Raw genomic sequence first — 15940 nt, forward strand, 5'->3', positions numbered from 1 at the left:
TCCCATGTAATGCGGGGCCGACGGTCCTTTCGGGTTACGCCCGTCTTCCGCCCCCTGGCCGGCGAGACGGAATGCGCCCCGTGCCGCCGGTCCACAGCACACGCGACCTTCTACGGCACCCCCGCCCCGGAGCCCGAACGCATCCCATGGCGCGAACGGATTGCGAGGATCCAGGCCGCAGACGTCCGACTCGGCGAGGGCTGAGGCTGCGGTACCACCGGATTTTCAGGGCGGCTGTGGGGGAGTTGCATCGCACTTTCAGCGCAACTGTTCCGGGCCCGGCCACGGGCGCCAGGGAAGGGCTTCACGCCAGCCAGGTCGCCCGAAGGCCCAGTCTTGAAGGACCTTGGCCACAGGCTCCAAGCCGAAGAGTTCGTGACCCCGCGGCGCCCAAGCCTGAAAGTGTTGCTCGGGGCCCCCTTCCCTGTACTCCAACTGGTAGCTCAGGTCATCGTTGAGGTAGACCTGCATGTAGTGCTGGTCAGCAGGTTCCAGATCGAGTCGGCTGACAACGACGAACCGGCAGCCGAGACTCATGTCGGCAAGCAAGTCGTGCAGCTGTTCCGCGGACGGGTCGTCCCAGGAGGCCCCGTTCGCCTCAGTCGCCTGCAGTATCGGTGTTTCCATGCCGCGACAGTATTGGCTGGCCGTGATGCCGGACGTCCCCGGGCGGGGCTTCTGAAGCACGCCCTGACCAGTCGGCAAGACCTGCCCCTTGGTGCAGCGCTCCGTACGAGGGCGGCAACACGCCCGGCCCGCCGCAGCGGCCGGCCGTCCTCGACCACGCAGCGGGCCAGACGCAGCCGTCCGGTCTCGGTCAGGGGTGCATTGCGGTGGGGCACGAGGGCCCTTCCGTCGCTGGTCGTATATGTCGCAATCCACACCAGGCCAGAAGGCCCTCACCCATTTCAATTTTGTTCAGCCGTGAGCCCTGTCACCGTCCCCAACCTCACGGGTCAGTGCACCTGGCGCTCCTTCTCCAGGTAGTAGGTGCTGCGGCTGTCGGGGTCGCTGAAGAAGAAATACAGCGCCAGTCCCTTGTTGCCGCGCTCCAACTCCAGGGTCCAGGTGTATGTGTCCGGTGCCGGCTCCCTGATGTCAGTGGTGCCGATCGCCCCGTCCTCTGCGTCCTCGTCTTCACGCCATGCCGACGAGGTGCGTTGAGTGACGCTGAGGGACACGTGCTGACCATTACCCCAACCGATGTTCCGGTCGGTCAGTTCCCATGTTCCGGTGCCGGACATCCGCCACTGATCGTCGAAGTCCCACTCCTGCCCGTCGAGAAGCTTCACGACGGCGGTTCCGTCCTTCCGCATGGTGACCGCGGTGCCATCGATACACCGCCAGGTCCCGACGATCTCCGCCGATGAGACCCCGGTAACGCCCGGCACTTCCGCGTACTGCCCCGGCACACACCCGGACACCGAGAGGGCGAACACCACCGAGGCCATCCCTGCCAAGACCCCACGACGACCGCACATGTCCATCCCGCACCCCCTGTTGCCGCCCAACATGGGCAGACGATCACCATCTTCCAGCAAGGGGGCGAGACACGGATTGCGGGGTGGTGGGCTACGCACGCCGGGGCATATGGAGGGACCTCGACCTACTGGGCGCGCAGGAAGGCGACGAACCCCGACCACGCGCTGTGGCGTACGGCTATGTGTGGCCCGCGTGGCCGCTTGGAGTCCCGCACACCGACAGCCGAGTGCAGGTCAGCGACCTCGACGCACTCGGTGCCGCTACCACCGCTGTAGCTGCTCTTTCGCCACTGCAGGCCCACGAAAGGCCGATCTGTCATCACCACACATCCTTGCCGAGCTGCTGGTGCCTTACGGCGGCGAGGAACCCTGCCCACGATGCGTTGCCGAATGCCAGCATCGGACCGTCGGGTTTCTTCGAGTCGCGGACCGCAGTGCCCTGCGAGAGGTGGGCGGCCTCAACGCACTCAGTCGTGTTCGCTCCGCTGTATGACGACTTGAACCAGCAGAGAGACTCGGGGGAGTGAGGAACCGAAAGCATTACATCTCCTTGCGAACGCGCTCGATCAAGGCCGACGACGCGGCCATGTCCAACGCTTGTGCACGCAGGTAGTCGAACGCAAGTCTGTATCGGTCGAGTTCTTCGTCCTTCTCCATGAAGAGCGGGCCGACGTGAAGGTCGACGTACACGACGTCCAGGCTCGCCTCGACCCCGCCGAGGATCACGAAACTTCCCAAGGCCGCGCCGTGGGCGCCCTTGGAGAACGGCAGGACCTGCAAGGTGATGTGTTGTGAGTTGTTGGCTTCCAGCAGGTGACTCAACTGATCGCGCATGCTCTCGGGGGATCCGACGACGCGCCGGATCACCGACTCGTCGAGGATTGCCCACAAGTGGGGTGGCTTCGGTCGGCTCAGGATCTCCTGGCGCTTCAAGCGGATATCGACGAGACGCTGGATCTCCTCGGGTGCCAGACGCATCTCGCTGGCGCATTGGATTGCTGTGCTGTAGTTCCGTGTCTGTAGAAGGCCGGGTACGTAAGTGCCGGAGAAGTGGTCTTCGCGTACTGCCTCGTCTTCGAGCGTCAGCAGGAGATTCATGTCAGCGGGGATGGAGTCGGTGTACGGCCCCCACCAACCCTGCTGTTTTGCGTCCTTCGCCAGGGCGACCACGGCATTCCGCTCCGCGTCGGTCGCGTCGTACTGCCGACAGAGGGCGTCCGCGATGGGCCATTTCACCGGCCCTTCCTGGGTCTCGTAGCGGCTGACCGTGGCCTTTGAGATCCCGACGAGCCGTCCGGCTTCCTCCAGTGTCATGCCCTTCCGCGCGCGCAACTTGCGCATCATCGCGCCGAGCTGTCGACGTCGTGTTGTGGTCTTGACGGACATAGAGAGTGGCCTTCCGTTCCGTGTGCGCTGAGGCTTTCCGGCGCCAACGAGGCTATGTCTGACGCCCGTTGCCGGGGCCTGGATTCACCCGATCGATTCTCGTGAGAAGTTTCATGAAGAGACTTCTTGCTGCCATACTCGCAAACCTGGCCACTCAGCGCAGTCGTTTGGATACGGCAGGTGCAGGGCTGATGTGGCGCCGGAAGGAGAGTGCATGTCCGGACACGACAACCGTTCGCAACTTCGCAGCGTTCTGCCGTTCGAGGCCGAGCCCGCAGCGGTTCGGGACCTGCGAAGAGCCGTCAGGGGGCAGCTTGCGGAGTGGCGCCTGCCGGCTTTCGTCGAAGAAGCTGAGCTGGCAGTGAGCGAACTGGCAGCCAACGTGATCAAGCATGTGGGTAGAGGTGTCGCTGCCACCCTGGTCCTGGAGGCAGCAGGGGACCGGCTGCGGATCGAACTCCATGACAAGAGTTACCACGTGCCGGTCCTCAAAACGGTGGCCTGCGACGACGAGTGCGGGCGGGGCCTGCATCTGCTCGCCGGCATGGCTGCTGACTGGGGAACGTTGCTGACTGCGACGGGGAAAGCTGTCTGGTGTGAGCTGTCAGCCGACCCGGATATGCGATGTCGCCGGGTGCGGCGCGCCGAGGCGGCCTTGACGAACTACCGGCGAGGTGTCGGAGCGCCGCCGCTGCTGCAGACTCGCACGGCTCAGATCCTTGAGGAATCCGCCACCGACCTCATCGCGGATCTCCTCCACTGGGTCACGGCCCAAGGCGGCGATCCGGACGGCCTGTTGGACCGAGCGCAGATGCACTTTGAAGTCGAGGCGGAGGTGACTGCCGAGGCGGCTTGACATTGGTTTCCGACGGCAAAAGTCAGCCGGAAGCCCGGATCGCGGCGGCCAGTATGAAGTCGACATCTTCTTGCCGGCCGGCGTAGTTGCAGGCTGCCGTGATGTTCAGGACAGCCTGTTTGTCCGTACGTTCAGCCGCGTTGATCAGTATGGTTTCCGCGGCGTCCCGCAGGCCGGCCGAGCGGCATGAGTTCACGGCCTTGAGGATTTCGTCCGCAGAGTACGACGCCCCTGCCCGCCAGAGCACGAGGTTCGCGTCGCGCTTCCGGCCGTCAGCGAGGTAGCGAGCCACTACCCCGGTCTCCGCCCATGTGAGCTCGGCGGCTTTTGAAGGGTGCCGGTCCCCCTCCGCTCGGGGGACCTGCACCCTCATCTGTTTTTGCAGCCCTGCAAGTTCGCGCCGATGGACCTTACGGCGAAGGCGCTGCGTTCGCCTCACCGGTGACTTCTGAACGGTGTGGGAAGCCGGCCGCTCCGCATCGGCCGGGTCGTCAGCAGGCGGGTACCCGACGTCGCAGCATTCGCAGTGTCTCTTCTGGGCGTGGGGGCGAATCCCGGGAAGTGGGCGCGAGCCGGGTGGGCGTTGGAGGCGGCCGTAGTACTGCTATGAGCCGGCGGACAACAGAACCGTCGGCAGGGGGGGGCCGCTGTTTCGTTGATGTGCAGGTTGTCCGGAGGGGCTTGGTGAGTGTCGTTTCGCTTATTTCCGCCACGTCGGGATCCCTGAAGCCGGATCCGGTCCGAGCCTTGTAGCCGACCCAGGGGGTCGAGGTGGGATTCGCTCCGGTCAGCCGCGCAGGAACGCGTGGATCGAGGAGGCTATCGCTGTGCCGAGAGGGATGGGCACAGCGTTGCCGATCTGGCGGGCGATGTCGGTCTTCGAGCCGCACCAACGGAAGTCGTGAGGGAAGCCCTGAATGCGGGCGGCCTCGTAGTGGGTGATGGGGCGGGCGTCCGTCGGGTGGAGATAGCGGCCCTTTTCCGGCTTGAAGAACTCGGTCCGGATGGTGACAGAGGGCTCGCCCAGGCGGAGCCGACCCATCACATCACCGGTGCCGGAGTTGTGGTTGTCCCAGCTCTCGGTCGACAGGTAGGCCACCGTCGTCTTCACGCCCTGAGGGTTCGGCTCGCCGAAAATCCTGATACGGCCGTTCTCGTCCACGGTGAACCACTTTTTCCGCAGATCTTTACGGTTTCCACCCGGAGGGATGGCTTTGTAGCGGGCGATCGACAGCGGCTCCGGATTGCGCCCGAAGTGCAGGTCATGAGTGGTGAAGATTCCGAGGACGCGAGCGTTCACGTCGGCGACGTCTTTCTTGGAGTCCGGAAGTTCGGTGCCCCGGAGCCCCAATTCGGAGGACTCCTCGAACACGCTGTCCACGGTGCGCCAGTACGGCAGGCCCACGTCGGTGCCGTCGAGCGCCTGCGCCGAGCCGCCCTTGCCGCGTCGTGGGCGTCGGACGTGAGTTGCCGTGGGGTACGTCATTGTCCGGCCGCTGTCGATGTCTTTGCGGACGCCGATGACGATGGCGCGGCGACGGGCCTGGACCGCGCCGTAGTCAGCGGCGTTGAGGAGGTACCGCTTGATCCTGCGTTCCTCTGTGTCCGTCGGTTCGTGGCCCGGCGGGTCGACGAGTCGGTATTCGGCCAGCCGCCCACCCTCGCCCACCTCTTTGAGTAGATTGCGAAATTCGTCCGATTTCAGGAATCGGTCGACGTTCTCGATGACAAAGACCTTGGGTCTGATTTCCTCGACAACTCGGACGTATTCCTCCCACAGGCGATTGCGCTCGGTGCCCTTCTTGACCCGGTTCAGCGCAGAGAAACCCTGGCAGGGAGGACCCCCGACAACGACGTCTGCACTCAGCTCGTCCGACGTCGGCTTCCAGTCCTCGATGTTCTCGAGATGGATACGTGCCGGTGGAACGTTCTCGTCCCGCCGGACGCTTCCGAAGTTCGCGGCGTACGTGGCAGCAGCAGCCGTGTCGTGTTCGACGGCCGCGATGCTGTGGAAGACCGGACCTCCGTCCGGCGCTGTGGCCGGACGGAACTCGTGAAAGCCCTGTGTGAAGCCCCCGCAGCCGGAAAAAAGATCAAGGACGGTGACGGGCTCGGGGTCGCGGGGGCGGGACGTACGCATGGGGCGATCTTAGCTTTGCAGAGCGGCTGCTATTGCCCGGCCGACGGCACTTGCCAGCGGGGGCGGCATGGCGTGACCGATCTGCCGGTACCTGGACGTTTTGCCGCCGACGAAGCGCCAGTCCTCGGGAATCGACTGGATCAGGGCAGCCTGTTCGACGGTCAGCTTGGGCAGGCCGTCCACGGGGAAATCCGGGCCAGGTGGCTCGTTGCCGAGGCTGCTGCCGTTCACGCCGAGTGCCTCCCACGCTTTCTTGCTGCCGGTCGGACCGAGGTCGGCTCCACCGCGCCGGTCGGAGCCTCCGACGAGGGCGGGCGCAATGCGGTCGGCTACCTTGGTCCAGCGTTCCGCCCCTGGCCAGTCATTTGCAGCCATGGTGGGTCCGAGCACCTGGCCCACGGTCGGCGGTGTCCTGCCGGCAGGCTGGGGCCAGGAGAATCGGGAGTGGTACGGGTCCTGCAGCGCGACCAGGAAGCCGCTGCGACGGTTCTGCGGAACTCCGAAGTCGGCTGCGTTCAGGACTGCCCAATGGCACTCGTATCCCGCTTGTACGAGAGCCTCTGTCACCCATGAACGGTCTGCCTCGAAGTCCGGGCTTCCGACGAGGTCGGGGACGTTCTCCAACAGCACGGCCTTGGGCCTGATGATGCGGGCCAAGTCAATTGTCGCGCGGAGCACTCTGCGCTCGTCGGTGTCCTTGTCGCGGCCGACGGTGGCCATCGACTTGACGCGTGGGAGGCCACCGCTCAGAAGGTCGACTCCGATGACGTCCTGGCGCTCGAATACCCGGAAGTGGGCGAGGTCCATGCAGACGACGTCCCACTCGGGACGGTTCGCCTCGATGGTGAAGCAGGCGTCGGCCTTGCTGTCGATAAGAAGCACAGGCTCGAAACCGGCACGCTCGAGTCCGAGCGCCTGTGCACCGCACCCGGCGCAGATCTCGACGGAGCGGAGCCGACGGTCAGGCACTGACACCGCCCGGGTCGAGGTCGTCCGAGACACCGATGCCGCTCCCTCCGGTGCCGCTTGGCTCCCCCTTCCCTCGAAGGCCGTTCCCTGTGTGGTGCCTCTTGCCCTGTTGCCGGCGATCTGCAGGGTCGCGAGTTGTTGCGCGTCGATGGACTCCTGGGCGACAGCGTGCAGCTCGTCGTCCAGCGCCGCTCCGGCGACGCCGTCGAAGAGAACGAACGGGGCGAGTCTGAGCAGTCGCTTGAGGAAGTCGCGGAGAGTTTCGCGTTCGTTCAGGCCCTGCAGGTCGAGGCCTGCCCAGACCCGCAGGATGGCTCCGACCATATGCGGACTGCCACCGAGCGCGGCTCGGCGCGCGTAGATCTGGTCGAAGGCGGATTCGCCGAGAATCTTCAGAGCACCGTACGGTTCTGGGGCGTCGGAGGAGCGTACGAGCTGGGCCCGCCACCAGAGCCGGCCGAAGACGTGTCGAGTGAGATCCGTACCGAGAACGCGGTCCCTCGGCGGCTGGGGGTAGCGCCAGAAGGCGATGTCGGGAAGGACGATCAAGGCAAGAAATGCCCAGACATCGCGCGCGGCGGCCTCAGCGGGCACCATACCCATCTCGGCGTGCAGGAGCGCGGCGAGAGCGAGGTCGAATTCGGCATTGCGCGTGCGGTCGGAACCGTCCGGGAAGCCTGCTTGCTTGGCAAGGTCGACAACACCATCGCGCAGTTCCCGCAGCCGGTCGGCGGAGACACGGTCGCCGCCGGTGGCCACATACACCGCTGACTCGTGGGTGAAGGCCACGCGTCTGGTCAACTCGGGGATCGGTAGCTCTCGGTACTCGGCGAAGAGGGGTGCGGCCTGTTCGGCGAGCAAACGCGGGTAGAGGAAGCTGATCACGACACCTCGAAGATCTTGACTGCCGCCTGCAGATCCGAGGCGAACAAGGACGGCGACTGGCGTTGGCGCAGGCGAATGTCAGTGATCGGCTGGTCGGGAAAGAGCTGGTCGAACAGACTCAGCAACGTCGCGCCCAGTGAGTCTTCGGGGTAGTCGGAGTCCTCGGTGAAGTCCTCGTGGCCGAGCGCATGCTCGACCATGATCCGGGCGGCGTCCGCGTACACCGCAGAGAGCACCACCCGGTCGATCGGCCGAGGCTTTCCTGCGTTCTCGAAGGCGGTGGCAGTGACCGTGTTTCGTTCGTTGACGAGCAGGAGGAGGGCACCCATGGTGGCACTCTCCAGGCCGCCGCTGATTTGCAGGTGCCAGGCCGCGGAGTCGGGGAAAGACGTGCGGGCGAAATCGATCACGGCCATGGGGAACTGTGGCGCATCACCCTGGAGACGCAGCGCCTCTCGATCGCTCCACAGAATGGAGCCGGCTCTGCGGGGAGAGGAGGGGCGGGCGTCGGCGCGCCGCTCGGCCAGGACGAGAGCGGTATCGAGGAGGAGCAGACCGCCCAGATCAGCGCCGCGAAGCTCGACATCGATCTCCGCCGGGACGATGCCTGCCTGGGGCAGGCGTAGATGTTGGCCCGGGCCGCTGAGACTGGATCCGGTGGCGGTCCACACGGTTGCGAGCATCAGCGCCGCGTCGGCTGGGAGCCCCGACTGCGCTCGTGCCCGATCCAGGTCGATGCGGACGGTCCTGCGCAGGCGCAGGTCCATCTGGTAGTCCCAGTCCGGCAGCGCCTCCGGCATGGCAATCTCGCCGTCCTCGGTCACCAGGAGCCAGCTCTCGGCGGCGACAACGTCGTCTGACGGAGTGCGGTATGGAAGAACTCGGCGGGTCACGACGACTTCACCGCCTCCACCTTGATACCGATCTCCGTCACCGTGTCCGGGGCCGGGAGCACGAGCACACGCCAGAGGGACTCGCCGCCCTCGATCTCGAACGCGTCGGAGCCGTGCACCTGTCCGTCGCTGTCCTCCCAGCCGACCAGCTCAGGCATGCTGGCGCCGATGGGCGGGTCCATCTCACGCCCGCCGGTACCGGGCAGGGTAACTGCCAGATCCACCCGGACCCGCTGTGGCCCGGGCGCAGGGAGGCGGAACTCCTGGACGAGGAAGGACGTGTCCTCGCGATCTTCGTAGTACGGGTCACCGACGTACTGGACCCGCGGGCGCCTCCGCGGCACCGTGGCCCGCCCGCTTTCGCCGGGCCCGCCGGTCCTTGTGTCCTCCGCACCGAGTGATGCCGCCTTCGGGGAGTGACGGCCCGTGCCCAGAGGCGCAGTGCTCTCTTCCTCGTCGTCCACCTTCGACTTGCGCCGTGTGGCGGTGCTGCCCGGCTTGGAGTACGCAGTGGCCCCACCTATGCCCCAGGCTCCGCCCACCAACCCGGAGAAGAATGAACTGGCCGCACCCAGCGCGACGCTGCTTGCTCCAGGGCGTGCGACACCGCCGAGCGAGAGTAGATTCTCCAGCGCCTCGCCAATGCGTCGGAAGGTCGTTTGCACGAAGGTGCTTTCAGGCCTTTCGAGGGACTGCGGGTTCCAGGCGTCGTGCGTGGGTGGCTCGGCCCTGGCGTAGGTCTCGTCCATGGACTCGTCGGCCCGGAAGACCCCGGCGTACCCCTGGTTCACGCTGGGCGGCTTCGGCCCGGGTCGGTAGGTGACGACGAGCTCGGCAGGGCGCATCAGGCAGACGTGATGAACAATGTCCTCGATGTCGACCATGCGCGAGGCCCGGCTCGGCTCCAACGGAGGCGTGATCCGCTTCTCCAGCCCGAGGCGCCCGAGATAGCGCTTTGGGCGGATGCAATGCAGCTCAACGCCGTTGGGGCCGGTCATCTTCTCGTAGGCGGCGACGAACATGTTGAGCGGACGGGTCTCGCGGGGATCCGGCACCGGGAAATCGACGCCGTCGCACGTGACTGAGAAGCGCATATCGGCGGGTCTGCCGCCCGTATTTATCATCTTGGGCCAGAGGTGCCAGGCAATGGACTCGGCCAGGTAGCCGGCCGCCTCGACCGGCGTGAGCTCATCAAGAATCGGATCAATGACGACGACCATCGTCCCCGTCTCCTCGGGCCCGAAGGGACGGAGCCCGAGACGTCGAGCCACGGCTTCCGCATCCTGGCCCGTCAGCGGCTCGACGACGGCATCCGACGTGTCACCCCACCAATGCCGCCCGGTGTGACGGCGATTCCCGCCGGACTCGTTCGCGACATAACTCTTCCAGAGCGTGCAGCCGATGAGCCTGGTTTCGTAGCCACCGTGTGCGGTGCGGCAACGTGAGTGCACAAGGATCGTTCCGGCGTTGGACAGCAGGTAGAAGATGCCCTTGCCGAAGCCGTAGGTCCCGCCTCCCAGGGCGTTGTCTCGAGGTTCACCAATGTTGCGGATGAAGGACACGAAGTCGCGCTCGGGCTCGAAAGCGTCGGCACGGGTGGGGCCTCCGAGCCCGCGCGTGCCACGGTCGGACACGACCATGACCCGGATGGAACTGCGTCTGAGGACTTCGTGCAGTGGGAAGCTGTCCCGCTCGGCGGGCGCACCGTTGAGCAGCAGTTCACGCCACGCACCGGCATGGGCCGGGCCGACCGTCCACATGTCGATGCGGTAGTCGACGGGAGCGGATGACTCCGGAATTCGAGCATCCCAACTGTTCTGTGCAGACTCGCGCACCAGGATGGTGAGCAGGTCGAGCTCCGGACGCCCGAGCTGGTTGCGAATCCCTTCGGCGGCACTCGCACCCTCTGGCGGGTAGGGTTGGGAGACCCACTTGGGTGTCGTCACACGGACTCCTGGATCAAACGGTTGATCAGCTGGGGGACCTGGTCGAGTTTCAACGGAGCGGGGGATTCACCGGACAGGTCGATTGTGTATTCGACGTCCAGTACCGATACCGGGACGCCGACCGAGACAAGGGCTTCCCCTGTGAGACCTGGGAAGTCGGGGCCGACTCGGTACCAACGCTCCTCGCTGACGGAGAAGCGGATATCCCGGTAGTGGTCGATGTCGGCCGGGCGATATCCGGCATTGGCAAGAAGGCCGATAAGCGCACTCTCGTCGTCACACAGGCCGAGCACCTGGCCGATCAACTCCGTGAAGCCGGTGCCTACATCGGTTGCGGTGGTCCTCCGGAGCCGGAACCAGGTGAGCCAGAGCGCTCCCCCTTCAGGGGCTTCCAGCTGGTCCAGCCCATGGATCCGCGGTCTTCGCCCTTCCGTCAAGGTACTTGTCTTCACTTCGACAGCAGTCATTCCGGCCCAGAAGTCGTGGCGGTACCCGTTCGGACCGCACCACAGGCGATGTGCGCTCGGGTCCTTCTCGAGAAGTTGTTTCAAGACCACCAGCTCGCCGAAGAGGCCCGCAACCTGCTCGGGACCCAGCGGTGCTCCTTGCGTGCGGAAGAGTGCCTTCCATCGATCGAGGACGGCGTAGAGCGCCTTGACCGGGTTCTCGGACATCTTCCTTGTTGCGTCCAGCACGTCCACGCAGAGTTCCGCGAAAAGGTCTCTGAAGTCGTTGCGCAGACAGCCGAGGTCGGCGTAGTTCTGGTAGCTCTCCTCGTCTTCCAGCGCACGCTTGCGCAGCTGCAGCACGGGACCGTCGAGGCCGAGACGAATCTTCCGGTGAGCGTGTATCGGCACCAGGAGATGACGGTATCCATGGTGATCGACTGCCGCCACCAACGGACCCTGCTCGGTATCGACTGGCAACGGAGTGACTCGCAGGCGGCGCTCCCCAGTGGTCTGCTCGACCTCGAGCGCTGTCCAGCTCTCCCCGACGATTCTGCGGAGCGTTTCGTCGCTCATGCGTCCTCGTCATCGAGGAGGCTGAAGTCCTCCTCCTCGATTCGGACGTTGGTCAAGTCGGCAGAGATGTAGCCCTCCACCTCGCTGTCGCGATCCCTCGGTGGGGGGAAGACCAGACCGACGCCGATTACATGCTCCTCAGCGTTCAAGGGGGCACGCAGCTTCTTCGAAGGGTTCGGCTCGGAAAACTTGTCGATCGGGTACAGAACCAGCAAACCGGTGTCGGGCAACTGCTTCTGACGCTCGCGCATTATCTCCTTCTCCGTCAGCTTCGCCGTGTCCCCCGCCAGGTCAACAGCGGCATCGCGACGGCTCATCAGCGTCTTGATGTCAGCGAAGTCCGGAACAGGGTTGGACAGATCCAGGCGAGCACGGTTGACCCTTCCAACGGTCACGATGGGCGTGAAACTGAAGTCGTCTCCCTTTCCCCTGGGAGTGCCGACGATCGCGACGTTCCACCGCCGCAGCGCACCGGCTGCGACTCGCTTCCGGATGTAGCCGGTGATCAGGTCGGCGTTGTTCTCCTGGGACTTCTCGTGGAACTGGTAGGTCGCCAGGAAATCGGTCACGACGTCGTGCGGCACATCGCGGAACACGTACCGGCCCGCTGTCAGGCCCTCATCCACTTGATTCGCGTTCGTGACGGAGGCAGCAACCAGAGCATTCGCGGCGTCGATGTTCCCGCGCAGCCAATCGGCGTTGGTGTGGAAGAAGTGGGTCTGGACCCGCTTGCCGCCGTAGGAAGAGGCCGCCGTGACGGCGTCGCGCATCTTGGCGGCTGCGGTCACACGCAGGGCGGGGTGCGTTCGCAGGCGCACCGCGAACGTGAGCGGACTCTCGGCCTCGGTCAGGTAGACGTCGATGTCACGGCGCATCTCGGTTTCGACGGTGGCCAGGTGCCGGAACCACTCGGCCAGCTCGTCAGTCATCCAGATGCGCGGCAGGTCGGCGTAGCCGTTGCGGAATCCGAACCAACGCCCCATCTGCAGCAAGGTGTCGTACGCCGAGACTGCTCGGACGAAGTAACTTACGGACAGGCCCTCCAGCGTCAGTCCTCGGGAGAGCGTGTTGCCGCCCACGGCGATGGCCACGACCGGACCGTTCTCGTAGTCGAGGCGGTCCTCGCTGCTGGAGTTGTCCATGATAATCCGGCAGCTGTTGAGCACTCCGGCCAGCTCGGGAGCGAGCTTGTCGAACGGCACCTTGGTCTCGCCGAAATCCTCAGCGAGGACACGCGCAGCCTCCTCATCCCAGAGGTCTCGCAGACGGGACAGGAACCTCGCGTCCGCCAGGGACCGTGCGGCACGGTCACGCAGAAACTCCAGCGGTCTTCTGAAGCTGTTGTGCACTGTTGTATTGACGCTCGTGTGGATCAGCATCGTGTTGTGCGGATTGCCGACACCGCGTACTCGTCGGGCAGCGGTCACCATCCAGAAGTACTCGACAGACCGACGCAAGGTGTCGGTGATGACCGGCTCGAAACCATCGATATCGGCCCGTGTCCCCGGGCGTACCGCCGACACGTCCTCGTCGGGAACGGCCCTGATCATGTCGTACCCGTCGTCGACGTCCTCCGGGTCGTCTCCGTCGAGCGCATAGCGTCCGAATAGGACCTCAGTGCCGAAGTGACCTTCTGGCTTCGGCAGGTTGACGACGAAGTCCTTGGGGTACAGATTCTCGGCGCTCGGGTCGATCAGCAGGTTTGCGAACGGCGAGGCGGTGTAGCCGACGTATGCGGATCGCGGCAGGCTGCTCATGATGTTGAGGATCAGCGGGTTGATGGACTTGGTGGCCACCGTCGCCTGATCGGCCTCATCGTCAATGATCAGTGCCGGGCAGTCGGCCAGGTAGTCCGATGCCTTGTCGAGCCACTTGGCCAATTTGCGGAGGACTGTTGCGTTCTTCTTCACGACGCACAGCACATGGGTCTTGTTGTTCTTGCCGAAGTACGAGGCCGGGTTCTCATGCGGGGTGAAATCGTGGTCGAGGCCGGTCAGCTGCGACCACAGCGAGGGGTTCGGCTCCACGAGTTGCTGGACGAGGCGGGCCTGCGTCTGACGGCGGAGGCCGTTATGGACGCCGGCCAGAACGATGAACAGCTTGTAGCCGCGGTCGGCAGCCTTGGCCATGACCGACGTAAAGTTGGTCGTTTTGCCCGACTGTACGTAGCCGACGACGAGCCCCCGCGTGGCGAACGACTTTTCCTTCGGGTGGTTCAGCAGTGACACGACGCGACTGGAGGAGTCGTCAAGGCTCTTGATCGCAGGCTCCTCGGACCAGCCGTCCTTGCGGAGTAGCTCGACGATTGCCGGCCAGCACTTGTCCTTCGACTGGGGGCCCGTGTACCAGGTGATGCGATTGTCTCGAACAACCGCATGTGGCTCTTCAAGCTCCTTGATGCGGAGGGCCTGCTGCTCGTGCCTCTCTCGAATTCGCTCGACGATGTCACGACTGATGCCGAACTGCTCGAGTCGCTTGACCGCCTCGACGGGAGGGAAAGAATCCAAAAGAGCCTTGAACGTGTCGTACATTGCATCGAATTCATCGGTCATGAGAGTCGACCGTTCCCCGTTCTCGTCCACTGAAATCAAACCCGAACCCCTCCGCATCTGCGGATCACGGGCACGCCGAGGAGGCGCCGATCGCGCGACCTCGTACGGTCTCTACACCCTATTGGGTGACATGAGCACAGATGCGCGAAACTGGAAGCCTGCTTGAGCCGCCGCGCCCGGGAGCCACGAGTGGTCACCAGGGTTCGGCGAAGGGCTGAACCCACGCATCGCGCACTTGCGGCTGCCATGCTCACAGTTACGACTTCGGTACAACGCATCCCGCCTTGCTCGCGGACGGCGGCCCCACCGCTGCGATGATCCTGCTCGCGACGTCCTGGGTCGACTCGTGCTCCCAGAACCTCAGGACCGTCCACCCATCGGATTCGAGGTGGGCGGTCGTCTCCCTGTCCCGCGCCATGTTGCGGTCGAGCTTCTGCCGCCACCACTCGGCGTTCGACTTCGGTTGCGTGGCGTGAACAGGGCACCCGTGCCAGAAGCAGCCGTCCAGGAAAACCGCCACCTTGGCCCGGGTGAAGGCGATGTCGATTGTTCGCCGGGACATGTTCGGCACCCGCTCATTGACCCGGTAGCGGTAGCCAGAGGCATGCAGCAGCTTCCGTACCGCCACCTCGGGTGTGGTGTCGCGGTTCGTCTGGCGGCTCATCCGGGCGGAGACGCCGGGGGAGGAAGGTTTCGCAGTGTTCATCACTACCAAGTTTCCTACGCCCGTCCGTCTCTCGATCGTCGATCGCGAAATCGCTCCTTTCCGATCGATGTTCCGATAGCGCATAAGGCTTGTCTCGCGGTCGCACGAGCAGGCGGTGCCACTCCAGTCGTAGTGCGTCGATGTGTCGGACCGTGGCGGTCAGGTCGGCAGCCTGGTCCTGGGCGTTGGTCCTCTCACACCAAATGCGAATGTCATCTTCGCCAGCGGCCTGCCGACCGAGTTCGATGCGGAAGACCTTGGACTCCTGCCCGCCTGTAGTGCGGTGACCGGAAACGATCACCGGTGGTGCGACGGCTGGGTGTCTACAGCGGTGGATGTCGCGCAGGTCAACATCAACGTCGGGCCACGGCCTGTCAGTTGCCTGATCTAGGGTCGCCCGCATGGCTGAGCCCTCCTTTCTGACCGCCGTCCGCGAGTCGTACGACACGATCGCCGCCGATTACGTCGAACGCGTCCCGTCTCCAGCCGAGATGGATCCGCTGTCACGCGCGATGCTGGCGGGGTTTGCCGAACTGGTGCGGACGGCCGGTCTGGGGCCGGTCGCGGACCTGGGGTGCGGCCCCGGACGCGTGACGGCGCACCTGGCCGGGCTGGGGGTGTCCGCCTTCGGCGTCGATCTGTCGCCGAAGATGGTCGGGCTGGCCCGGCACGCCTATCCGAACCTGCGGTTCGCTGAGGGCTCGATGACCGCACTGGAGATGAGGGACGACGAGCTCGGCGGCATCCTGGCCTGGTACTCCACCCATCACACGCCCCCGCAGTGGCTGCCGGCGGTGTTCGCCGAGTTCCACCGCACGCTCGCGCCCGGCGGCTACCTGCTCTGGGGAGACTTTGTCGGCAATGAGCGGCTGAAGCCGAGGCAGGGCTATGGCCGTCCGGTGTCCTACGAGTCGTACCTCCTGCCCCTGGATCGCATGGTCGACCTGCTGGATAATGCCGGACTCGTCGTCACCGCGAGACTGGAGCAGGAGCCCGGCGGACGCGTGACGAGACCGCACGCCTGCCTCCTGGTCCGCAAGCCCGAAAGGCCCTGACGGGACTTGTTCCCCGGGGTGAGGCCGCTCGTGCTGGACCGCTGACGAT

Annotated in this window: 15 protein-coding genes; 2 read left to right on the top strand and 13 right to left on the bottom strand. The window is 65.1% G+C overall.

What is annotated here, in order from left to right; genetic code table 11:
• Window positions 1–258: 258 nt before the first annotated feature.
• From ACZ3IC_RS18510 to ACZ3IC_RS18530, 5 genes are all read right to left on the bottom strand, one after another.
• Window positions 259–627, bottom strand: a complete 369-nt coding sequence (locus ACZ3IC_RS18510; protein WP_467417434.1) for a hypothetical protein — start codon at window positions 625–627, stop codon at window positions 259–261.
• Window positions 628–956: 329 nt separating this feature from the next.
• The gene (locus tag ACZ3IC_RS18515) at window positions 957–1442 is read right to left on the bottom strand and encodes a hypothetical protein (protein WP_467417436.1); all 486 of its coding nucleotides are present in this window, start codon (window positions 1440–1442) and stop codon (window positions 957–959) included.
• Between the two features lie 164 nt (window positions 1443–1606).
• Entirely contained in the window at window positions 1607–1801 is a 195-nt protein-coding gene (locus ACZ3IC_RS18520) for a DUF397 domain-containing protein (RefSeq protein ID WP_467417438.1), read from the bottom strand.
• Entirely contained in the window at window positions 1801–2022 is a 222-nt protein-coding gene (locus tag ACZ3IC_RS18525; protein ID WP_467417439.1) for a DUF397 domain-containing protein, read from the bottom strand. Before ACZ3IC_RS18525 ends, ACZ3IC_RS18520 begins: the two co-directional genes overlap by 1 nt.
• On the bottom strand, window positions 2022–2867 hold the full coding sequence (locus ACZ3IC_RS18530; protein ID WP_467417441.1) for a helix-turn-helix domain-containing protein: 846 nt from the start codon (window positions 2865–2867) through the stop codon (window positions 2022–2024). The genes ACZ3IC_RS18525 and ACZ3IC_RS18530 overlap by 1 nt, the downstream gene beginning before the upstream one ends.
• A 214-nt stretch (window positions 2868–3081) precedes the next feature.
• Between ACZ3IC_RS18530 and ACZ3IC_RS18535 the strand changes: the two genes are divergently transcribed.
• The gene (locus tag ACZ3IC_RS18535; RefSeq protein WP_467417443.1) at window positions 3082–3723 is read left to right on the top strand and encodes an ATP-binding protein; all 642 of its coding nucleotides are present in this window, start codon (window positions 3082–3084) and stop codon (window positions 3721–3723) included.
• 22 nt (window positions 3724–3745) lie between these two features.
• Here the strand turns inward: ACZ3IC_RS18535 and ACZ3IC_RS18540 are convergent, their stop codons facing one another.
• From ACZ3IC_RS18540 to ACZ3IC_RS18575, 8 genes are all read right to left on the bottom strand, one after another.
• Window positions 3746–4015, bottom strand: coding sequence for a hypothetical protein (locus tag ACZ3IC_RS18540; protein WP_467417445.1), 270 nt, complete (start codon window positions 4013–4015; stop codon window positions 3746–3748).
• A 495-nt stretch (window positions 4016–4510) separates the two neighbouring features.
• Window positions 4511–5863, bottom strand: coding sequence for a DNA cytosine methyltransferase (locus ACZ3IC_RS18545; protein ID WP_467417446.1), 1353 nt, complete (start codon window positions 5861–5863; stop codon window positions 4511–4513).
• 9 nt (window positions 5864–5872) lie between these two features.
• A complete protein-coding gene (locus ACZ3IC_RS18550) occupies window positions 5873–7717 on the bottom strand; it encodes a DUF6339 family protein (protein WP_467417447.1) in 1845 nt (614 codons plus the stop codon).
• Window positions 7714–8541: a hypothetical protein gene (locus ACZ3IC_RS18555; RefSeq protein WP_467417448.1), complete on the bottom strand. Its 828-nt coding sequence runs from the start codon at window positions 8539–8541 to the stop codon at window positions 7714–7716. The genes ACZ3IC_RS18550 and ACZ3IC_RS18555 overlap by 4 nt, the downstream gene beginning before the upstream one ends.
• Before the next feature lie 65 nt (window positions 8542–8606).
• Entirely contained in the window at window positions 8607–10556 is a 1950-nt protein-coding gene (locus ACZ3IC_RS18560; RefSeq protein WP_467417450.1) for a hypothetical protein, read from the bottom strand.
• Window positions 10553–11578: a PD-(D/E)XK motif protein gene (locus ACZ3IC_RS18565; protein ID WP_467417452.1), complete on the bottom strand. Its 1026-nt coding sequence runs from the start codon at window positions 11576–11578 to the stop codon at window positions 10553–10555. Before ACZ3IC_RS18565 ends, ACZ3IC_RS18560 begins: the two co-directional genes overlap by 4 nt.
• Window positions 11575–14130, bottom strand: coding sequence for a Z1 domain-containing protein (locus ACZ3IC_RS18570; RefSeq protein WP_467417454.1), 2556 nt, complete (start codon window positions 14128–14130; stop codon window positions 11575–11577). The genes ACZ3IC_RS18565 and ACZ3IC_RS18570 overlap by 4 nt, the downstream gene beginning before the upstream one ends.
• Before the next feature lie 256 nt (window positions 14131–14386).
• Window positions 14387–14836, bottom strand: coding sequence for a very short patch repair endonuclease (locus ACZ3IC_RS18575; RefSeq protein WP_467417455.1), 450 nt, complete (start codon window positions 14834–14836; stop codon window positions 14387–14389).
• Window positions 14837–15237: 401 nt separating this feature from the next.
• Between ACZ3IC_RS18575 and ACZ3IC_RS18580 the strand changes: the two genes are divergently transcribed.
• Complete coding sequence (locus ACZ3IC_RS18580) at window positions 15238–15891, top strand: class I SAM-dependent methyltransferase (RefSeq protein WP_467417457.1); 654 nt, start codon at window positions 15238–15240, stop codon at window positions 15889–15891.
• Window positions 15892–15940: the final 49 nt, after the last annotated feature.

The organism is Streptomyces sp. NPDC002958, from assembly GCF_055563255.1.